The sequence below is a fragment of the Streptomyces sp. NPDC093260 genome (assembly GCF_040683715.1).
Lineage (GTDB): Bacteria > Actinomycetota > Actinomycetes > Streptomycetales > Streptomycetaceae > Streptomyces > Streptomyces sennicomposti.
In genome coordinates this window covers 15,140-34,671 of sequence record NZ_JBFBEK010000025.1, presented here as the reverse complement: position 1 = coordinate 34,671, position 19,532 = coordinate 15,140, and the positions used below count along the sequence as shown (strand labels likewise).

The window sequence follows — 19,532 nt, the reverse complement described above, 5'->3', positions numbered from 1 at the left end:
GACCGCGCGCACACGCGATAACACATGGACCACGCCCGCGTAAGGGCTCGGGGCGATGCATTTTTCAATTCAGCTCGGTAAGTTCAATTCGCATGACTGCCGCACAAGCAGACCTGCGAACCGACCGACCGGAAATGCCGAACGCCGTATCCGAGGACATCTCCCGCACCGAATCCGGCGCCCTGTCCCTCGGGCGTCCCTCGGTCGCCGACGGCGCCGCGCTGTGGCGGCTGGCCAAGGACTCCAGGACGCTGGACGTGAACTCCTCGTACAGCTATCTGCTGTGGTGCCGCGACTTCGCCGCCACCTCCGTGGTGGCGCGCGACGCCGACGGCGAGCCGGTCGGCTTCGTCACCGGTTACGTACGGCCCGACCGCCCCGGCACCCTCCTGGTGTGGCAGGTCGCCGTCGACGCCGGCCACCGCGGCCGCGGCCTGGCCGCCCGGCTGCTGGACGCGCTCGCCGCCCGTGTCGTCGCCGAGCAGGGGGTCACCGACCTCGAGACCACCATCACCCCGGGCAACACCGCCTCCGAGCGGCTGTTCACCTCCTTCGCCGCCCGGCACGGCGCGCGCTGCGAGCGCGAGGTCCTGTTCGCGGCCGACCAGTTCCCCGACGGGCCGCACGACCCCGAGGTCCTGTACCGCATCGGCCCGCTCGCCCGCTGAAGGGCGCGCCCCCTCCCCACCGCTTCCGACTCGACCGACCTCCCACTCCCCCACCCGAGGAGCGATTCGTCGTGACCATCACCCAGCCGGACCTGAGCGTTTTCGAGACCGTGGAGTCCGAGGTGCGCAGCTACTGCCGCGGCTGGCCCACCGTGTTCGACCGTGCGCGCGGCAGCCGTCTGTACGACGAGGACGGCCATGAGTACCTCGACTTCTTCGCGGGCGCCGGCACACTCAACTACGGCCACAACAACCCGGTGCTGAAACGGGCGCTGCTCGACTACCTCGACCGGGACGGCATCACCCACGGTCTGGACATGTCGACCACGGCCAAGCGCCGCTTCCTGGAGACCTTCCAGAACCTGGTGCTGCGCCCGCGCGACCTGCCGTACAAGGTGATGTTCCCCGGCCCGACGGGGACCAACGCGGTGGAGTCCGCGCTGAAGCTGGCGCGGAAGGTGAAGGGGCGCGAGGCGATCGTGTCGTTCACCAACGCCTTCCACGGCATGTCGCTGGGCTCGCTGGCGGTGACCGGCAACGCCTTCAAGCGGGCCGGCGCCGGCATCCCGCTGGTGCACGGCACGCCGATGCCGTTCGACAACTACTTCGACGGCCGGGTGCCGGACTTCCTGTGGTTCGAGCGGCTGCTGGAGGACCAGGGCTCCGGGCTGAACAAGCCGGCCGCGGTGATCGTGGAGACCGTGCAGGGCGAGGGCGGCATCAACGTCGCCCGGCCCGAGTGGCTGCGCGCCCTGGCCGAGCTGTGCGAGCGGCAGGACATGCTGCTGATCGTCGACGACATCCAGATGGGCTGCGGCCGCACCGGCGCCTTCTTCTCCTTCGAGGAGGCGGGCATCACCCCGGACATCGTCACGGTGTCCAAGTCCATCAGCGGCTACGGCCTGCCGATGTCGCTGTGCCTGTTCCGGCCCGAGCTGGACATCTGGGAGCCCGGCGAGCACAACGGCACCTTCCGCGGCAACAACCCGGCCTTCGTCACCGCCACCGCCGCCCTGGAGACGTACTGGACCGACGGGTCGGCGATGGAGAAGCAGACCCGCACCCGAGGTGAGCAGGTCGAGCAGTGGCTCGTCTCCATCACCGAGGAGAACCTCGCCGACATCAAGGAGTACCGGGGCCGCGGCCTGGTGTGGGGCGTGGAGTTCCACGACAAGGAGCGCGCCGGGCGGATCGCGCGCCGCGCTTTCGAACTCGGCCTGCTGGTGGAGACCTCCGGCCCGGAGAGCGAGGTCGTCAAGCTGCTGCCGGCCCTGACCGTCACACCCGAGGAACTGGACGAGGGCATGAGCCTGCTCGCCCGCGCGGTCCGCGAGACCGCCTGAACCCCGCGACACACCTGCGGCACACCCGCGAGAAGCACCGTCACCACCTGCAAGGAGGCACACAGCACCGTGATCGTCCGTTCGTTCAAGGAGATCGAAGGCACCGACCGGCACGTGAAGGCGGCGTCCGGCACCTGGGAGAGCAAGCGGATCGTGCTGGCCAAGGAGAGGGTCGGCTTCTCCCTGCACGAGACGATCCTCTACGCGGGCACCGAGACGTCGATGTGGTACGCCAACCACATCGAGGCCGTGGTCTGCGTGGAGGGGGAGGCCGAGCTGACCGACCGGGAGACCGGGAAGACGTACACGATCACGCCCGGCACCATGTACCTCCTCAACGGCCATGAGCGGCACACGCTCAGGGTCAAGGAGGACTTCCGCTGCATCTGCGTGTTCAACCCGCCCGTCACCGGCCGGGAGGACCACGACGAGAACGGCGTCTACCCGCTGCTCACCGAGCCCGAGGAGGTGTGAGGACCATGACCGTCGCTCCCGTGAGGGACCTGTACCCCACCCGCGGCGCCACCGAGGTGACCGTTCCCCGCCAGGACCCGGTCGTCTGGGGCTCCCCGGACACGCCCGGTCCGATCGCGACCGCCGACCTCCAGGCGTTCGAGCGGGACGGCTTCCTCGCCGTGGACCAGCTGATCACCGACGACGAGGTCGCCGTCTACCGGCGTGAGCTGGACCGGCTGGTGGCCGACCCCGCGGTCCGGGCCGACGAGCGGTCGGTCGTCGAGCCGAAGTCCCAGGAGATCCGCTCGGTCTTCGAGGTGCACCGGATCAGCGAGGTGTTCGCGCGGCTGGTGCGCGACGAGCGCGTGGTCGGCCGGGCGCGGCAGATCCTCGGCTCGGACGTGTACGTCCACCAGTCCCGGATCAACGTCAAGCCGGGTTTCGGGGCGAGCGGCTTCTACTGGCACTCGGACTTCGAGACCTGGCACGCCGAGGACGGTCTGCCGAACATGCGGACGGTGTCCGTCTCGATCGCGCTGACCGAGAACCTGGACACCAACGGCGGCCTGATGATCATGCCCGGTTCGCACCGGACGTTCCTCGGCTGCGCGGGCGCAACGCCCAAGGACAACTACAAGAAGTCGCTCCAGATGCAGGACGCGGGCACGCCGTCCGACGAGGCGCTCACCGCGCTGGCCGGGGAGCACGGCATCCGGCTGTTCACCGGCCGGGCCGGCTCGGCGACCTGGTTCGACTGCAACTGCATGCACGGTTCCGGCGACAACATCACGCCGTATCCGCGCAGCAACGTGTTCATCGTGTTCAACAGCGTGGAGAACACCGCGGTGGAGCCGTTCGCGGCCCCGGTCCGCCGGCCCGACTTCATCGGGGCGCGGGACTTCACGCCGGTGCGCTGAGCGCGCCCCGTGGATCGGCGGGGGCCCTCTCGGGTGGGACGAGAGGGCCCCCGCGTTGCGCGGTTCAGCCCGCGAGGACGTCCAGGAGGCGGTCCACGTCGGCCTGCGTGTTGTAGAGGTGGAACGCGGCCCGCAGATGGCCCGCGCGGTTCGAGACCTCGACGCCCGCCTCGCTCAACTCGCCCTGGCGGCCGCCGAGTCCGGGCACGGAGACGATCGCGGAGGCGGGTGCGGGGACCGGTTCGTGGCCGAGGGAGCGCAGCCCGGCGCGGAACCGGTCGGCGAGGGCGAGGTCGTGGGCGCGGATCGCGTCCGCCCCCAGTTCCTCCACGAGTTCCAGGGAGCGGCGGCCGCCGACGTAGGAGAACAGTGCGGGGCTCTCGTCGAACCGCCGCGCGGAACGGGCGAGTTCGCCGACCGGTCCGTAGCAGCTGTCCCAGGGACGCTCCCCCGCCACCCAGCCGGCGAACACCGGGCGCAGTCCGCCGAGGTCCTCGGGGACGACGAGGAAGGTCACCCCCCTCGGACACAGCAGCCACTTGAAGGCGACGGCGGAGACGAAGTCGTAGTGGTCCGCGTCGAGGTCCAGCCAGCCGGCCGCCTGGGAGGCGTCGACGTAGGTGCGCGCCCCGTGCTCGCGCGCCGCCGCGCGGATCGCGGGCAGGTCGGCGATCCGGCCGTCCGCCGACTGCGCGGCGCTCACCACGACCAGGGCGGTGCCGGGCCGCACCGCGCCGGCGAGCCGCTCCAGCGGGACGCTGCGCACCTTCAGGTCGCCGCGCACGTGGAACGGGTTCACCGTGGAGCTGAAGTCGTCCTCGGCGGTGACGACTTCGGCGCCCTCGGGCAGCGCGGCGGCGACGAGGCCGCTGTAGACGGCGACCGAGGCCCCGGCCGCCACCCGGCGGTCGGGGACCCGCAGCAGCCGGGCGAAGCTCGCGCGGGCCGCCTCGACGTCCGCGAACATGTCGGTGGGCCGCCCGGCGGCAGCGGCGTCCACGGCGGTGCGCAGCGCCGTGACCGCACGGGCCGGGAGCAGCCCGAGGCTCGCGGTGTTCAGATAGGTGTTCCTCGGAGCGAACTCGGCACGGACGAGGTTCTCGAAGGTCTCCATGGGTCCACTCTGCGGCCCCGTGAAGTCGAAGTCCATCACGGACGTCGCCGCGGCTTCTCCAAGGCCGCCTTATGACCGCACGCCGACCTGCGGAAACGCCGGCGCCTCAGGCCTGCGGCACGGCGCAGCCCTCGGGACCGCAGGCGTCCGCGCCGCCGTCGCCGTCCTGCAGGAGGGTCAGCGGGGTGTGCTCGTCCCACGCCTGGGCGAGGGCCTGCGCGAAGACCTCGGCGGGCTGGGCGCCGGAGACGCCGTACTTGCGGTCCAGGACGAAGAACGGCACCCCGGTGGCCCCGAGCCGCGCGGCCTCCCGCTCGTCGGTGCGGACCTCGTCGGCGTAGGCGTCCGGGTCGGCGAGGACCCGTCGCACCTCGCCGGCGTCGAGCCCGGCGGCGATCGCCAGCTCTTCCAGCCGCTCGTCGCCCTCGGCGAACACCGAGCGCTCCTCGGCGAAGTTCGCCCGGTACAGCGCGTCCAGCAGTTCGCTCTGGCGGCCGTGCTCCCTGGCGAGGTGGAGCAGGCGGTGCATGTCGAAGGTGTTGCCGTGGTCGCGGCCCCGGGTGAGGTAGTCCAGTCCCTCGGCGGCGGCCTGCGCGCCGAGGTTGTCCTCGCCGGCCTGCGCCTGCGCCTCGCTCATGCCGTACTTCCGGGTGAGCATGGCGAGCACGGGCTGGACGTCGTCCTTGGCGCGGTGCGGGTCCAGCTCGAAGGAGCGGTGCACGACCTCGACCCGGTCGCGGTGCGCGAAGCCCGCCAGCGCCTTCTCGAACCGCGCCTTTCCCACGTAGCACCAGGGGCAGGCGATGTCCGACCAGATCTCGACGCGCATGTTCTCGGTTCTCTCCAGCTCGTACGGAAGGCGGCGGGCGGCCGCCCTCCGCGCCGTATGTGAACGTTCAAGCAGCGCGGTCCATTCCCCGGCGCGGGCGCCCCGGTGCCGAGAGCGGCGGGGGTGCGCGCGGCTGGTGCGCCGCCCGCCGCCCGCCCGGCTCAGCGTTCCAGCCGCCCGTCGTAGCGCCGCGGCAGCCCCAGCGGGTTGTCGTCGCGCAGTTCCGGCGGGAGCAGCGCCTGCGGCGCGTTCTGGTACGCCACCGGCCGCATCCAGCGTTCGATCGCGGTGCCGCCGACCGAGGTGGAGGTGGAGGTCGTCGCGGGGTAGGGGCCGCCGTGGTGCTGGGCGGGGGCCACCGCGACGCCGGTCGGCCAGGCGTTGACGACGACGCGCCCGGCCAGCGGGGTCAGCTCGGCCAGGAGCCGTGCGCCGTCGCCTTCACCGGCGGCCTCCTCGGTGGAGAGGTGGACGGTCGCGGTGAGGTTGCCGGGCAGCCGGGACAGCACGGCGGCCGCCTCCGCCCCGTCGGCGTAGCGGGCCACCACGGTCACCGGCCCGAAGCACTCCTCCAGCAGCAGGTCGTGGGCGCCCTCGCCGGTGAGCCGGGCGGCGGGGACGGTGAGGAAGCCCGGGCTCACCGTGTGCTCGCCGCCGGCGCCCGGGGTGACGGGGGTGTCCACGTCGGGCAGTGCGGTGCGCTCGGCGATGCCCGCGAGGAAGGCGTCGCGCATCCGGTGGTCGAGCAGGACGCCGGACGCCGTGTCGCTGACGGCGTCCGTGAGGGACTTGACCAGCCGGTCGCCGGGCGCGCCCGCCGGGGCGAGGACCAGGCCGGGCTTGACGCAGAACTGCCCGACGCCGAGCGTCATCGACCCGGCGAGCCCGGCCCCGACGGCCTCCGCGCGCTCGGCGGCGGCGGCCTCGGTGACCAGGACCGGGTTGAGCGAGCCCAGTTCGCCGTGGAAGGGGATCGGCGCCGGGCGGGCCGCCGCCGCGTCGAACAGCGCCCGGCCACCGCGCACCGACCCGGTGAAGCCGGCTGCGGCCACCTGCGGGTGCCGGACCAGTTCGACGCCGGCCTCGAAGCCGTGGACCAGGCCGAGGACGCCGCCCGGGACGCCGTGCTCGGCGGCGGCCCCGCGCACCAGCCGGGCGACCAGTTCGGACAGCGCCGGGTGGTCGGGGTGGGCTTTGACGACCACCGGGCAGCCGGCGGCCAGGGCGCTGGCGGTGTCGCCGCCGGCGACCGAGAAGGCGAAGGGGAAGTTGGAGGCGGAGTAGACGGCGACGACGCCGAGCGGCACCTTGTAACGGCGCAGGTCCGGGATCGGCGGGGTGGCGGTGTCGTCGGGGTGGTCGATGATCACGTCGAGGAACGCGCCCTCCTCCACGATGTCCGCGAAAGCGCGCAACTGGTAGCAGGTCCGCGCGAGTTCCCCGGTGAGCCGGACCGGACCGAGGGCGGTCTCGGCGTCGGCCGCCTCCACCAGGCGGTCCTCGGCGGCCGCCAGCCGGTCGGCGGCGGTGCGCAGGAAGGCGGCCCGCACGGTGCGGTCGGCGAGCGCGGCGCGGGCGTCGTGCGCGGCGCGGACGGCGGCGTCCACCTCCTCGGCTGTGGCCTCCACCGCAACCTGTTCCCGCTGCTTCCCGGTACGGGGATCGACGCTCCAGACTGGTGCTGCTGCCACCGCGGGTTCCCTCCAGATGTCGTGCGGATGTCCTGCCGCAGTACATGGGTCATCCATCAGGGTCGTTCGATATACTGAACGCTGTCTCTGATGATGAATATGTGTCGGAGACTATTTCCCGTGGAACGAAGGGGTCAAGGGCGATGTCGGCAGGCGAGACAGGCGGCGGGGCGCAGGTCAAGTCCGCGGTGCGGACCGTTGAGTTGCTCGAGTACTTCGCCGGCCGGCCCGGTATGCACTCGCTGGCCGCGGTCCAGGAGGCCGTCGGCTATCCCAAGTCCAGCCTGTACATGCTGCTGCGCACCCTGGTCGAGCTGGGCTGGGTGGAGACCGACGCGACGGGCACGCGCTACGGCATCGGCGTGCGGGCGCTGCTGGTCGGCACCTCCTACATCGACGGCGACGAGGTGGTCGCGGCGGCCCGGCCGACCCTGGACCGGCTCTCGGACGACACCACCGAGACCATCCACCTGGCGCGGCTGGACGGCACCAACGTCGTCTATCTCGCCACCCGCCAGTCGCAGCACTATCTGCGCCCCTTCACCCGCGTCGGCCGCCGGCTGCCGGCCCACTCCACCTCGCTCGGCAAGGCGCTGCTGAGCACGTACACCGACGAGCAGGTCCGCAAGCTGCTCCCGGAGACGCTGCCCGCGCTGACCGAGAACACCATCACCGACCGCGAGAAGCTGATCGAGGAGCTGCACCAGATCCGGGAGCAGGGCTTCGCCGTGGACCGCGAGGAGAACACGCTCGGTCTGCGCTGCTTCGGCGTGGCGATCCCCTACCGCACCCCGGCGCGGGACGCGATCAGCTGCTCGGTCCCGGTGGCGCGGCTGACGCCCGCGCACGAGCAGATGGTCAAGGACGCCCTCTTCGACGCCCGCGACCGGCTGACCCTCGCCACCCGCAGGCTCTGAGCGCGGGATGCGGCCGTGCCCCCGCCCGGCGGACGCCGGCGGGGGCACGGCCGTGCGGTCTCCTGGAGACCTGGCAGGCCTGGGGCGAACCCCGCCCTAGCCGACGAAGTACGTCGGGTTCGGCAGCTTGTAGGTGCGGTCGGCGTAGCCGCCGTCGAGGTCGGAGTACTGGTCGCCGAAGTTGGCGACGATGTCGTAGCCGAGGTCCTCGATGTGCTTGCGGGTGCCGGACTTGAACTGCACGGTGGTGCACTTCCAGGCGCCCGGGGTGGCGCAGTCCTTCAGGTACGCCGGCGGGTTGGCCGCGTCCTTGAGGAACATGTGACCGGCGTCGAGGTTCACGTCCGCGCCGACCTTCTTCAGGTTCTGGACGGCGGCGGTGCGCTGCGCCTCGGACAGGCCCGAGTTGTAGAAGACGGCGACGCCCTTCTTCGCGGCGTAGCGCACGAGTTCGGGGCTGCCGAAGACCTCGGGCCGGTTCGCCTGGTCGACGTAGGCGGCCCAGGTGGCGCTGTTGTAGCCGTAGTTGTTCTTCTTCTCGTAGTCCAGGCTGAGCAGCAGCGTGTCGTCGATGTCGAAGACGACGGCGGGCTTCGCTCCCTTGTGCTGGTGCTGCTGCGCCTTGCGGGCCGCCCGGTCGATGTACCGCTTGGCGTCGGCGTCGATGCGCGCCAGGTCCTCGGCGTACTGGCTGCTCGGGGACGCCTGGTACACGCCGTCGGCGTCGAGCGCGGTGCCGTAGTAGGTGTCGATGTCCTTGGTCAGCAGCCCGATGTTGTAGGGCTCGTGCGTGGAGTTGGCCACCGACTGGCCTGCGGTGGCGGCGCCCGCACCGTAGAGGGCGACGCCGGCGACGGCACAACTGGCGGCGACGGCCGTCGCCTTGAGAGACTTCCGCATGGGTTCTCCGGGTCTGATGGGTGGTTGATGCACCAGGTCACGCATTGTCTACGCGCATCACGTCCGGGACGCGAGAGGCGTTACCCGATCGATACGCGATCCTTCGCACGGGGCATTGCCCGTACATGGATGCGACATGACCCTCCCTTGACCCGGCTCACCTAAGGTCGGGAGCCGCTGTCGCGAACGGGGGTGCGTGTGCATGGCTGACGGCAGATCGTGTTCGCCGCAGGCGGCCTGCTCGCCCTGTGGTGCGGGGTGAACTGGGCGTTCGACGTCCGTGGGATCACCACGCGCAGGGCCGATGGGATCCGCCGGAAGAGCGAGGAGCGGTGGGCGGACACGGGGCGGCTCGGCGGACCGACGACGTTCTACTCATCGGTCGGGTACCTGCGGTTCCTGGGCGCGGTCCTGGCGGGTGCGGGGCTGCTGCTGGTGGTCGCGGCCTACGCCCTGTGGCGCCTGGGCTGAGCCGCCCGCGCCGGACCGGCCCGTTCAGAGCCGCCCGCGCCGGACCGGCCCGTTCAGAGCCGCCCGAGTGCCTCCCGGACCGCCGCCAGATCGGCGTCCGACGCCAACCCGGCGTGGTACAGCCGCAGTTCGTTCGCGCCGAGGTCGCGTGCGCGGGCCGCGTCGGCGGCCAGGGCGCCCGGGCGGCCGCCCATGCCGGAGACGACGGTGAGGTTCGCGGCCAGAACGGCGTCCGGGCGGCTCTGGTCGGCGAACGGGGCGAGCAGAGCGGGCCCGCCGGCGCAGGGCACCACGACGCCGTCGGCGACGGAGAGGATGTGCGCGGGGTCCACCCCGGCGTTGGCGCCGCAGCGGTACGGCGCCGGGTCGGCGTGCAGCAGCACCCGGAAGCCGTCGGGGGCCGCCGCGCGGACCGCCGCCACCGCCGCCTCCTGGAGCGTGCGCGCCCGCTCCTCGCGCCATGCGCGGGTGGCCCGTGCCGTGCTCTCGCCGAGCAGCCTCTCCACCCCCGCCCAGCCCTCCTCCTCGGGCGCGCCCCGCCACACCGGTTCCAGCGCGGTGCGCACCGCGTGGGCCAGCCGGTCGGCGTCCAGGCCGTGTTCGGCGTAGCCGGTGCGGCAGGCCGGGCAGAAGCACAGCGACATCAGGTACTGCCCGGCCTCCCCGAGGGACACCCCGGCGATCTTGTCGTGGGCGTGCAGATGGGCGAGGCCGTACCAGCCCAGCGACTCCAGCTCGGTGCCGTGCGCGCCGGGCCGCACCGCCGCCTCGGCGGCGAGGTCGGTCAGGTAGGTGCGGGTGGCGGGCTGTGCGACGCACGGCGCCCACGGGTAGCGGTCGCCGTAGGCGTTGACGACGGAGGTGTCCGGATGCTCGGCGCCCAGGCGGGAGTTGTGGGCGAGGACCACCCAGGAGTGGACCTCCAGACCTGCCTCGGACAGGGCGTGCGCCGCCTCGCCGTACGCGTCGCCGGGCGCCCAGTCGCCGGCCGGGTAGGGCCTCGGGACGCGTCCCGTCCAGCGCTCGCCGGGCGGGTAGAGCACTGCGGCGTGCTCGGCGGTGACCACGCGGTGGCGCGGGTGGCGGGGGGTGAGCGCCCGGGTGGAGTGGTAGGCGGCGGCGAGGGTCACCGACCGTACGCCGAGCGCCGCGACACGGTCGGGCTCACCGGGGTCGCCGGTCACGTCCCAGGGGTAGAGGAACGCGCCCGCCCTCACGCGTCCTCCCCGAGCAGCGCGCGGCCGTGCTCGATCAGCCGGGCGAGCTGCCTGACGTGCTCGTCGGCCGGTTCGTGCAGCGGCGGCCGGACCTCGCCGACGTCGAGCCCACGCAGCCGTACCCCCGCCTTGACCAGCGACACGGCGTATCCGGCGCCCTGGACGCGCAGTTCCACGAAGGGGCGGTAGAAGCCGTCCAGGAGGCGGTGCGCGGTGGGGTCGTCGCCCTCGCGCAGCGCCCGGTGGAAGGCGAGGGCGACCTCGGGGACGAAGCAGAAGACGGCGGAGGAGTACAGGTGGATGCCGACGCCGCGGTAGGCGAGCTGGGTCTGCTCGGCGGTGGGCAGCCCGTTGAAGTACAGGAAGTCACCCGGCGCCTCGGTGCGCACCGCGCTGACGACGCGCTGCATGAGGTCGAGGTCGCCGAGGCCGTCCTTGAGGCCGATGACGCCGTCGGTGCGGGCCAGTTCGACCACCGTCTCGGGGGTGAACACGGCGTTGTCACGCTGGTAGACGACGACCGGCAGGGCGGTGGCCGCGGCCAGTTCGCGGTAGTGGCGCAACAGTCCCTGCTGCCCGGCGACGACGAGGTAGGGCGGCATGGCGAGCAGCCCGTCGGCGCCGGCGTCCTCGGCGAGGCGGGCGTAGCGGACGGCGAGGGCGGTGCCGTAGCCGGCGCCCGCGACGACCGGCACGCGTCCGGCGCTCTCCTCGACGGCGGCGCGCACCAGTTCCCGGAACTCCTCGGGGGTGAGCGCGTGGAACTCACCGGTGCCGCAGCAGGCGAAGACGGCGGCGGCGCCGTCCTCGATGCCGCGGCGGACGTGGGCGCGGTAGGTGCCGAGGTCGACACGGCCCTCGGGGCCGTAGGCGGTGACGGGGAAGAACAGCGGCCCGCTGGGGATGCTGAGGCGTTCGGCGAGGGGGGCGGCTGACGGCACGGGCTCTCCCTAGGGCAGGCGCTCACGTTTCTGATCGGCGTCCATATGCATGAACAAGGGCACGCTACGCGGCCCCATAACGGCCGGTCAAGCGCGCATGGCGACCACGTGGCACCTGATTCCCGGCCCCCGCGCCCTACTTGACGGAGCAGGACCCGCATCCCTAGCGTGTCCACGCATGTGAATACTGTCCATACATACGTCCGTCCGACGCTAGGAGTCCGCCGATGCCCGCTCCCCGCACCGTTCTGCTCACCGGCGCCGCCGGCGGGCTCGGCACCCTGATGCGCGGCCTGCTGCCCGGGTACGGCTACGACCTGCGGCTGCTCGACCTGCGGCCGATCGAGGACGAGCCGGACGCCGTCACCGCCGACCTCTGCGACCCGGCGGCGCTGCGCGAGGCGGTCCGGGGCGTCGACGCGATCATCCACCTCGCCGGCATCTCCCTGGAAGCCCCGTTCGAGAAGATCCTCAAGGCCAACATCGAGGGCACGTACCACCTGTACGAGGCGGCCCGCGCGGAGGGCGTCGGCCGGATCGTCTTCGCCTCCTCCAACCACGCCGTCGGCCGCACTCCCCGCCCGCGCGGCGAGGACCCGCTGATCCCCGTCGACACCCCGCGCCGCCCCGACACCTTCTACGGCCTGTCCAAGTCCTTCGGCGAGGACCTCGCCCAGCTCTACTGGGACCGGCACGGCCTGGAGACCGTCTCGGTGCGCATCGGCTCCTGCTTCCCGGAGCCGACCAGTGTGCGGATGCTGTCACTGTGGCTGAGCCCCGCCGACGGCGCGCGCCTCTTCCACGCCGCCCTGACCGCCGAGCACGTCGGCCACACCGTGGTCTACGGCTCCTCCGCCAACACCCGCCTGTGGTGGGACCTGACCGGCGCTCGGGCGCTCGGCTACGAACCGCGGGACGACTCCGAGCCGTACGCCGCGAAGCTGATCGCCGAGCAGGGCGAGCTGGACCCGGACGACGAGGCGCAGGCATACCTCGGCGGCCACTTCGTGACCGACCCGCCGATCTGGCCGTACTGACGTTCCGGCCGCGGTGACGGTCGCGCGGGCGTACCGACGGCCCGGTCGCAGTGACGGACCGGCCGCACCGCGCCCGCGTCCCGGCCACGCCTCCGTACGCCGCCGGTGGCGCGGCCGTCACCCGTTCGGCAGGTAAGGGAACGGTAAAGCGGACTCGATCGTTACCCCCCACATGACAGCTATGACCCCCGGCTCGAACATCCCGCTCACCACCGCCCGAGTGACGGTGGACGTCGCCGCCCCGGTGCGGCTGGACGTCTCGGGCCTGCTGCTCACCGCCGACGGCAAGGTGCGCTCCGACGACGACTTCATCTTCTACAACCAGCCCAGCGGGCCGGGCGTGACCTACCGCTCGGGCGGCGGCGCCGCCCCCGACGCGATCAGCGTGGACACCGCCGCCGTGCCGCCGGGCATCGAGAAGATCGTGGTCACCGCGAGTCCCGACGCCGCCGGACAGACCTTCCAGGGCATCGAGCCCACCGCCACCCTGCGCGACGCGGACACCGGCGCCGCGCTGGCCACGTTCACACCCCCGCAGCTCGGCACCGAGACGGCGCTGGTGGTCATGGAGATCTACCGGCGCGCCGGCCAGTGGAAGGCGCGCGCCGTGGGCCAGGGGTACGCCGACGGACTTGCGGGCATCGCCACCGACTTCGGCGTCTCGGTGGAGGAACCGGCGCCCGCTCCGGCCGCCGCCCCGCACCCGGGCGTCCCGCCGCAGCCCGTGACTCCCCCGCCCGCGATGCAGCCCCAGGTCGCCCCGCCCGCGCCCGCCGCTCCCCCGGCCCCGCCGGCCGCCGCGCCCGGCACGGGCAAGGTCAACCTGGACAAGGGACGGGTCAGCCTCCAGAAGAACCAGACGGTGTCCCTGGTCAAGGGCGGCCGCCCGCTGCTGTCCCAGGTGAAGATGGGGCTCGGCTGGGAGCCGGCGTTCCGCGGCGCGGACATCGACCTGGACGCCTCCGTCATCGCCTACGGCCCGCAGCGCAACCACATCGACAGCTGCTACTTCGGCAAGCTCGCCATCCTGAACGGCGCGGTCAAGCACTCCGGCGACAACCTCACGGGCGAGGGCGCGGGCGACGACGAGGTGATCGTGGTCGACCTCGGCCGCCTCCCCCAGGAGGTCACCGGCCTGGTCTTCACCGTCAACTCCTTCTCCGGCCAGAAGTTCACCGACGTCGCCAAGGCGTACTGCCGCCTGCTGGACGCCGCCACCGACGAGGAACTGGTCCGCTTCGACCTCACCTCCGCCGAGCCCCAGACCGGCGTCCTGATGGCCAAGCTCATCCGCCAGTACTCGGGCGAGTGGGAGATGACGGCCATGGGCGACTTCCTCAAGGCCCGCACCGTACGCAACATGGTCAAGCCGGCGGCGCAGGCGCTGTAGCGGACGACGGGGCTGCGAGGGCCGCCACTCGCCCGCGGGGGCGGCCCCGGCCGCGGGGGGCCGGGCCGACCTGGACTGGTCGGCGGTCGGCGGTCGGCGGTCGGCGGTCGGCCAAGCCAGGGCCGGTCGGGGTCCGGTGTCGGCAAGGGCTGAGGCCGGTCGGCGCTCTGACGGGTCGCGGCCGAGCGGTCGCGGGTCGGGGCCGATCGGGACCGGTCGAGGGCGTGGGGCTGTTGATGCGGCTGGGGCCGTTCAGGGGCGGTTACGCCCGTAGCCCCTCCATCAGCAGTGCCAGGTACCGGCGGATGTGCCGGTCCTGGCCGTCCGCCAGTTCCGAGGCGGACACCACGCCGTGCGCCAGCCGCAGCACGTCGACCGAGTCGATGTCCCCCCGCAGCGCGCCCGCACTCTGCGCGGCGGCCACCAGCCGGGCCGCGGCTCCCTTGATCGACGCGGCGCAGACCGTGACCGCGGCCGAGTCGCCGTCCGTGACGGCCGAGCCCAGCAGTGCCTTGAGCCCGCGCACCTGCACCGTCCCGAGGGCCAGCTCGGTCAGCCACGCCACCAGCGCCTCGCCCGGCGCCAGCTCGGCCGCCAGTGCGTCGGCCCGCGCGGCCAGCGCCGCCATCCGGTCGGTGTACGCCGCCTCCAGCAGCGCCCGGCGGTTGGGGAAGTGCCGGTACAGCGTGCCGGAACCGACCCCCGCCCGCTTGGCGATGTCGTCCAGCGAGGCGTTCTCACCGTGCTCGGCGAAGGCCTCCGCCGCCACCTCCAGCAGCCGCTGGTAGTTGCGCCGGGCGTCCGCGCGCATGGGCCTGACCTGCGTCATCCAGATACTCCTTGCGAGCCGGAGGCCATCTCCGTATGGTATCGGACCCCGAAACGGAGACAGTCCCCGTTTCTTTCGGAAGTAGTCCGCCCGTGTCTCTTCCCCGCCCGGCCGGCACCGGCCCGCGCGCGGTGCGGGTCCGCTACCGGCAGGCCGTCCTCGACCGGTCCGCCGACGACCTCGCAGATCTCCACGCGGCCGACGCCGTGCACGAGTTCCCGTTCGCCTTCCCGGGCCTGCCCGCGCTACCACGGGCGCGAGGAGGTGCGCGCCGGGTACCGGCGCTGTGGGGGCGCGAGTCCGGCCCGGCCGGAGCGGATCGACGAGTTCGCCGTCCACGCCACCGCCGATCCCGAGGTGATCGTCGTGGAGCGGAGCGTCGCCGGGACGCTCGTCCCCGCCGGGCGGCCTTCGCGGTGCCCGGCCCGCTGGTGCTGCGCGTCCGCGACGGCCTGCCCGTGCACGTGCGCGACTACATGGACGCGGCCGCGGCCGCTCGCCCGACGGGCCGCACCAGGACTGACGGGTCCGGTCCGGTCGCGCCCGGGCCGCCCCGTCGTGTGCGGCCGCGCCCACACCGGGCGGCGACGTCGGGGGCGCACCCACCGACCGGTCACCTCCGCACCACTCCCACCGACCGGTCACCTCCGGGCCAGACCCGACCGCTCACGCCACGGCGCCGGCCTCCGTCAGCCCAGCCCACGGACGGGCGGCGTCAGCCGCCTCCGGCCAGGGACCGTCGGGCGTGTCAAGGCCGACAGCGTCATCCGACCCACAGCCGGCGCCGTCAGCCGCCTCATGACCGGCGGCCGCCGGCCGCGTGAGCCCCCGGAGGCCGTCGGCCCTCGGCCGGCCGCGGCCGGACGGACCACGTCCAGCGGCCGTCAGCCCAGCCACGGCCAGTCGGCGTCCCGCGCCTGCTCCAGCAGCGCGACCATCCGGAAAGCCGAGTCCGAGAGCCCGCCGAAGGTGTGCCGGTTGCCCGTGACTGCTCGTGAGGGATGTTCGACGCTGCCGCACCCACCCGGGCGGACGCCGCTCCCCGGGGTGACGGGGCCGCAGCGGGCCGGAGGCGGCCCTACTCCCCCCGGGCGCTGCGCGCCTTGAACGCCGCCTTGCGGGCCTCCTTGGCGATGCGCTTGTCGGGGTGGAGGCGGCCCATCGCCTCCAGGACGTCCGCCGTCTGCGGGTGGTCCACCCGCCAGGCCGCCGCGAAGAACCCGCTGTGCTGCTCCGCGAGGCCCTGGACGAGGGCGTGCAGTTCGGCTGAGTCGCCCTCGGCGGCCAGTTGCGCGGCCACCGTGTCGATGGTGAGCCAGAAGATCATGTTCTCGGTCGGCGGCGGCACGTCGGCCAGGCCCCGTTCCGTCAGCCAGACCCGGGCCAGGCCGCCCAGCTCGCGGTCGTCGAGGACGTCCCGCAGCGCGGGTTCCGCGGCGGGGCCCACCAGGGACAGCGCCTGCTGGCAGCGCAGCCGCCGCAGCGGGGCGCCCGCGTCCGTGCCGCGCGCGGCGGCGAGCAGTTCCGTGGCCGCGGCCAGCGGCTCACGGAGGGCCAGCCACTGCTCGGTCTCGGCGTGCGCGGCCGCGGGCGGGAAGGCGGCGGTGCCGTCGAGCAGCGCGTCCGCGCCCTTGTCCGCGAGGTCGCCGACCGCGGGGGCGTCGTGCCCGGCGTCGAGCAGCCGGGCGCGTACGCCGTAGAGCCCGAGCGGGGTGAGCCGCACCATGCCGTAGCGGCTGACGTCGACCTCGTCCACGGGCGCCGACGGGTCACCGCCGGCCCCGCTTCCGTCCTCGTCCTCGGCGTCGCCCTCACCGAGCAGCGCCTCGTCCACCGGCCGGTACTCGACCAGCCCCACCGGCTCCAGCAGCCGGAACTGGTCGTCCAGCCGCATCATCGCGTCGGAGACCTGCTGGAGCATGTCGTTGGTGGGCTCGCCCATGTCGCTGGGGACGATCACGGAGGCGGCGAGCGCGGGCAGCGGCACCGGTCCGCCGGGGCGGTCCTCGCCCACGGTGAGCAGATAGAGGTTGGTGAGCACCCCGTCCAGGAACTCCGCCTCGGCCTGCGGGTCCCACTGGAGCGAGCCGAAGTCGACCGTGCCGCCTTCGTCCATCGCGTCGATCAGGCCGTCCAGGTCGGGCACGGCGGCGTCCGCGAGCACCGCGTCCAGCGCGCTGAGCCAGACAGTGAGCACGTCGCGGGGCGAGCCGCCGGTGAGCAGGCGCAGTTCCGCGCCGGCGGCGACCGCACCGGTGTCCTCGTCGGTGATCTCGACCAGCCCGGTGTCCACGGCCGTGCGCCAGGCCTCGCTCGCCTCGGCCGCCGCGTCGTCGCCGCTCAGGCCCAGCGCCTCGGCCGCCGCGGGCAGTTGCTCCTCCACCAGCGCGCCGCCGGCGTCGATCCGCGTCGCGGGCCCGGCCCAGCGGGCGAGCCGGGCGGCGCGCGCGAGCAGCGGGGTGGCGAGGGCGTCCCGGGCCAGCTCCGGTTCGGAAGCGAGCCGCACCGGCGGGAGCGGGGACCTGTCTGACATCGGCTGGTTTCTCCTAGCGGACCTGGGGGCCTCGCGGGCATGGACGCCGGCGGGCCCGGAAAGCCTGACGACTCAACCGCTCAGCCTAGACGGATTTCCACCCATGCCGCCCGGTTCATCTCCCCGTCGGGTTCCGTACATGGCCGAAACCTTGACAACTGCCCTGGCCACGCAGGAGATTGACGCGCGTAGAAGTCGGGTGACGGCTGTGCACCGCATCCCCCTTCTACGCGCGTCACCACAGCGCCACACCTGCTGCATTCTCGTCCCACCCCGGTTTCACCACTGTTTCACCCTCGTCCCGGCGCTTGTCATGTCCCCGGAGGGATTTCCTTGCCGAGCAAGTCTTCCGCGCGTCTCGCCGCGCTGACCGTCGCCGCCGCCTGTTCCGCGGCGTCCACGATCCTGTTCACCGCGCCCGCGCACGCGGACTCCGTGCGCATCCACGACATCCAGGGCACGACCCGCACGTCCCCGTACGCCGGCCAGAAGGTCACGGACGTGGCCGGAATCGTCACCGGCGTGCGCGGCTACGGCTCGTCCAAGGGCTTCTGGATGCAGGACCCGACCCCGGACGCTGACCCGGCCACCAGCGAGGGCGTCTTCGTCTTCACCAGCTCCGCCCCGAAGGTAGCCGTGGGCGACGCGGTGACGGTGACCGGCACGGTCTCGGAGTACGTGCCCGGCGGCGCCTCCTCCGGCAACCAGTCGGTCACGGAGATCACCAAGCCCGTCGTCACCGTGGTCTCCAGCGGCAACGCCGTGCCCGCCCCGGTCGTCGTCGACGCCCGGTCGGTCCCGGCCGCCTACACCCCGGCGGGCGACCCGGCCGCGAACGGCTCCATCGGCGGCCTGACGCTGCGGCCCACGAAGTACGCCCTCGACTACTACGAGTCGCTGGAGGGCATGAACGTCAAGGTCGCCGACGCCCGCGTGGTCACCGGCACCGACCCGTACAGCGAGCTGTGGGTCACGGTGAAGCCGTACGAGCACAGGAGCCGCCGCGGTGGCACGGTGTACGGCTCCTACGACTCCCAGAACACCGGCCGGCTCCAGATCCAGTCGCTGGGCTCCACCGCCGACTTCCCCGTCGCGAACGTCGGCGACACCCTCACCGGGTCCACCGTCGGGCCGCTCGACTACAACCAGTACGGCGGTTACACGCTGGTCGCCTCACAGCTCGGCGCCCTCCAGAGCGGGGGCCTGAAGCGCGAGACGACGGCCAAGCAGTCCCGCGGCGAGCTGGCGGTCGCCACGTACAACGTCGAGAACCTCGACCCCTCCGACACCACCTTCGACGCGCACGCCTCGGCGATCGTGCACAACCTCAACGCGCCCGACATCGTGTCCCTGGAGGAGATCCAGGACGACAACGGCGCCACCGACGACGGCACGGTCGGCGCGGGCAAGACCGTGACCAAGCTGATCGACGCGATCGTCGCGGCCGGCGGCCCGCGCTACGAGTGGCGCTCCATCGACCCGGTCAACGACCAGGACGGCGGCGAGCCCGGCGGCAACATCCGCCAGGTCTTCCTGTTCAACCCCGCGCGGGTCTCCTTCACCGACCGCCCGGGCGGCGACTCCACCACCGCCGTCGGCGTGACGGAGGTGCACGGCAAGGCCGCCCTGACCGCCTCGCCGGGCCGCATAGACCCGGCGAGCGACGCCTGGAAGTCCAGCCGCAAGCCGCTGGCCGGCGAGTTCGTCTTCCGCGGCCGTACGGTCTTCGTGATCGCCAACCACTTCGCCTCCAAGGGCGGCGACCAGGGGCTGACCGCGCAGTACCAGCCGCCGGTGCGCAGTTCCGAGGTGCAGCGCCACCTCCAGGCGACCGAGGTGAACGCCTTCGTCAAGGACATCCTGAAGGTCCAGAAGAACGCGGACGTGATCGCGCTCGGCGACATGAACGACTTCGAGTTCTCCGACACCGCGAAGATCCTCGAGGGCCGCGGCGAACTCTGGTCGGCGATCAAGTCACTCCCGAAGAACGAGCGTTACACCTACGACTACCAGGGCAACCAGCAGGTCCTGGACCAGGTCCTGGTCAGCCCGTCGATCCGGCGCGGCGACTTCGCGTACGACAGCGTGCACATCAACTCGGAGTTCCACGACCAGATCAGCGACCACGACCCGCAGGTGCTGAGGTTCCGCCCGTAACCCGGGCGGCGGTACAGCGGGAGGCCGCCTCCGCCCTTCCCGGGTGGAGGCGGCCTCCCGCTTCTCTCCCTGCGCCTTCCTCTCGTCGCTTCCCCGTGCGCGGGGTCCCCGCCGAGCTGACC

18 protein-coding genes are annotated in these 19,532 nt (G+C 72.9%); 9 read left to right on the top strand and 9 right to left on the bottom strand.

Annotation, left to right across the window (positions count from 1 at the left end):
- Positions 1-92: 92 nt before the first annotated feature.
- From ectA to thpD, 4 genes are all read left to right on the top strand, one after another.
- Positions 93-668: a diaminobutyrate acetyltransferase gene (ectA, locus tag AB0N63_RS27030; protein WP_365532557.1), complete on the top strand. Its 576-nt coding sequence runs from the start codon at positions 93-95 to the stop codon at positions 666-668.
- Positions 669-739: 71 nt separating this feature from the next.
- On the top strand, positions 740-2,011 hold the full coding sequence (gene ectB, locus AB0N63_RS27025; RefSeq protein WP_365532555.1) for a diaminobutyrate--2-oxoglutarate transaminase: 1,272 nt from the start codon (positions 740-742) through the stop codon (positions 2,009-2,011).
- A gap of 69 nt (positions 2,012-2,080) precedes the next feature.
- A complete protein-coding gene (locus AB0N63_RS27020) occupies positions 2,081-2,485 on the top strand; it encodes an ectoine synthase (RefSeq protein WP_365532553.1) in 405 nt (134 codons plus the stop codon).
- Between the two features lie 5 nt (positions 2,486-2,490).
- A complete protein-coding gene (thpD, locus tag AB0N63_RS27015; RefSeq protein ID WP_365532551.1) occupies positions 2,491-3,384 on the top strand; it encodes an ectoine hydroxylase in 894 nt (297 codons plus the stop codon).
- Between the two features lie 64 nt (positions 3,385-3,448).
- Here the strand turns inward: thpD and AB0N63_RS27010 are convergent, their stop codons facing one another.
- The 3 genes from AB0N63_RS27010 to AB0N63_RS27000 all read right to left on the bottom strand — a co-directional run bounded on the left by AB0N63_RS27010 (position 3,449) and on the right by AB0N63_RS27000 (position 7,018).
- Positions 3,449-4,534 carry an aminotransferase class V-fold PLP-dependent enzyme gene (locus AB0N63_RS27010; RefSeq protein WP_365532690.1) on the bottom strand — a complete coding sequence of 362 codons (1,086 nt, stop codon included), beginning with the start codon at positions 4,532-4,534 and terminating at the stop codon, positions 3,449-3,451.
- Between the two features lie 70 nt (positions 4,535-4,604).
- On the bottom strand, positions 4,605-5,327 hold the full coding sequence (locus AB0N63_RS27005) for a DsbA family oxidoreductase (protein WP_365532549.1): 723 nt from the start codon (positions 5,325-5,327) through the stop codon (positions 4,605-4,607).
- Between the two features lie 161 nt (positions 5,328-5,488).
- Positions 5,489-7,018 (bottom strand): aldehyde dehydrogenase (NADP(+)), encoded by a 1,530-nt coding sequence (locus tag AB0N63_RS27000; protein ID WP_365532547.1) that lies wholly within the window; start codon positions 7,016-7,018, stop codon positions 5,489-5,491.
- Between the two features lie 143 nt (positions 7,019-7,161).
- On the opposite strand from AB0N63_RS27000, the gene AB0N63_RS26995 reads away from it, so the two are divergent.
- Positions 7,162-7,935 carry an IclR family transcriptional regulator gene (locus AB0N63_RS26995; protein WP_169436713.1) on the top strand — a complete coding sequence of 258 codons (774 nt, stop codon included), beginning with the start codon at positions 7,162-7,164 and terminating at the stop codon, positions 7,933-7,935.
- 96 nt (positions 7,936-8,031) lie between these two features.
- Here AB0N63_RS26995 and AB0N63_RS26990 read toward each other — a convergent pair whose 3' ends face one another.
- Positions 8,032-8,835, bottom strand: coding sequence for an HAD family acid phosphatase (locus AB0N63_RS26990; protein ID WP_365532545.1), 804 nt, complete (start codon positions 8,833-8,835; stop codon positions 8,032-8,034).
- Positions 8,836-9,054: 219 nt separating this feature from the next.
- On the opposite strand from AB0N63_RS26990, the gene AB0N63_RS26985 reads away from it, so the two are divergent.
- Positions 9,055-9,306, top strand: coding sequence for a hypothetical protein (locus AB0N63_RS26985; RefSeq protein WP_365532542.1), 252 nt, complete (start codon positions 9,055-9,057; stop codon positions 9,304-9,306).
- A 53-nt stretch (positions 9,307-9,359) separates the two neighbouring features.
- Here AB0N63_RS26985 and AB0N63_RS26980 read toward each other — a convergent pair whose 3' ends face one another.
- A complete protein-coding gene (locus AB0N63_RS26980) occupies positions 9,360-10,523 on the bottom strand; it encodes a hypothetical protein (RefSeq protein WP_365532540.1) in 1,164 nt (387 codons plus the stop codon).
- Positions 10,520-11,464 (bottom strand): 5-dehydro-4-deoxyglucarate dehydratase, encoded by a 945-nt coding sequence (locus tag AB0N63_RS26975; protein ID WP_365532538.1) that lies wholly within the window; start codon positions 11,462-11,464, stop codon positions 10,520-10,522. The genes AB0N63_RS26980 and AB0N63_RS26975 overlap by 4 nt, the downstream gene beginning before the upstream one ends.
- A gap of 227 nt (positions 11,465-11,691) precedes the next feature.
- Between AB0N63_RS26975 and AB0N63_RS26970 the strand changes: the two genes are divergently transcribed.
- Positions 11,692-12,501, top strand: a complete 810-nt coding sequence (locus tag AB0N63_RS26970) for an NAD(P)-dependent oxidoreductase (RefSeq protein WP_365532536.1) — start codon at positions 11,692-11,694, stop codon at positions 12,499-12,501.
- 181 nt (positions 12,502-12,682) lie between these two features.
- Positions 12,683-13,891, top strand: a complete 1,209-nt coding sequence (locus tag AB0N63_RS26965; protein ID WP_365532687.1) for a TerD family protein — start codon at positions 12,683-12,685, stop codon at positions 13,889-13,891.
- Between the two features lie 262 nt (positions 13,892-14,153).
- On the opposite strand, the gene AB0N63_RS26960 is transcribed toward AB0N63_RS26965, so the two are convergent.
- From AB0N63_RS26960 to AB0N63_RS26950, 3 genes are all read right to left on the bottom strand, one after another.
- Positions 14,154-14,720: a helix-turn-helix domain-containing protein gene (locus AB0N63_RS26960; protein WP_365532533.1), complete on the bottom strand. Its 567-nt coding sequence runs from the start codon at positions 14,718-14,720 to the stop codon at positions 14,154-14,156.
- Between the two features lie 245 nt (positions 14,721-14,965).
- Entirely contained in the window at positions 14,966-15,184 is a 219-nt protein-coding gene (locus AB0N63_RS26955) for a hypothetical protein (RefSeq protein ID WP_365532532.1), read from the bottom strand.
- 614 nt (positions 15,185-15,798) lie between these two features.
- Positions 15,799-17,253 (bottom strand): hypothetical protein, encoded by a 1,455-nt coding sequence (locus tag AB0N63_RS26950; protein ID WP_365532530.1) that lies wholly within the window; start codon positions 17,251-17,253, stop codon positions 15,799-15,801.
- A gap of 333 nt (positions 17,254-17,586) precedes the next feature.
- Between AB0N63_RS26950 and AB0N63_RS26945 the strand changes: the two genes are divergently transcribed.
- The gene (locus AB0N63_RS26945) at positions 17,587-19,410 is read left to right on the top strand and encodes an endonuclease/exonuclease/phosphatase family protein (RefSeq protein WP_365532526.1); all 1,824 of its coding nucleotides are present in this window, start codon (positions 17,587-17,589) and stop codon (positions 19,408-19,410) included.
- The last annotated feature ends 122 nt before the right edge of the window (positions 19,411-19,532 follow it).

What these genes read in the sequence shown, in the direction of transcription:
- AB0N63_RS26965 (WP_365532687.1), top strand. Translation starts at nt 12,683, where the DNA reads ATGACCCCCGGCTCGAACATCCCGCTCACCACCGCCCGAGTGACGGTG.
- AB0N63_RS26970 (WP_365532536.1), top strand. Translation starts at nt 11,692, where the DNA reads ATGCCCGCTCCCCGCACCGTTCTGCTCACCGGCGCCGCCGGCGGGCTC.
- thpD (WP_365532551.1), top strand. Translation starts at nt 2,491, where the DNA reads ATGACCGTCGCTCCCGTGAGGGACCTGTACCCCACCCGCGGCGCCACC.
- AB0N63_RS27005 (WP_365532549.1), bottom strand. Translation starts at nt 5,327, where the DNA reads ATGCGCGTCGAGATCTGGTCGGACATCGCCTGCCCCTGGTGCTACGTG.
- AB0N63_RS26950 (WP_365532530.1), bottom strand. Translation starts at nt 17,253, where the DNA reads ATGTCAGACAGGTCCCCGCTCCCGCCGGTGCGGCTCGCTTCCGAACCG.
- AB0N63_RS27010 (WP_365532690.1), bottom strand. Translation starts at nt 4,534, where the DNA reads ATGGACTTCGACTTCACGGGGCCGCAGAGTGGACCCATGGAGACCTTC.
- ectA (WP_365532557.1), top strand. Translation starts at nt 93, where the DNA reads ATGACTGCCGCACAAGCAGACCTGCGAACCGACCGACCGGAAATGCCG.
- AB0N63_RS26960 (WP_365532533.1), bottom strand. Translation starts at nt 14,720, where the DNA reads ATGACGCAGGTCAGGCCCATGCGCGCGGACGCCCGGCGCAACTACCAG.
- AB0N63_RS26990 (WP_365532545.1), bottom strand. Translation starts at nt 8,835, where the DNA reads ATGCGGAAGTCTCTCAAGGCGACGGCCGTCGCCGCCAGTTGTGCCGTC.
- AB0N63_RS26995 (WP_169436713.1), top strand. Translation starts at nt 7,162, where the DNA reads ATGTCGGCAGGCGAGACAGGCGGCGGGGCGCAGGTCAAGTCCGCGGTG.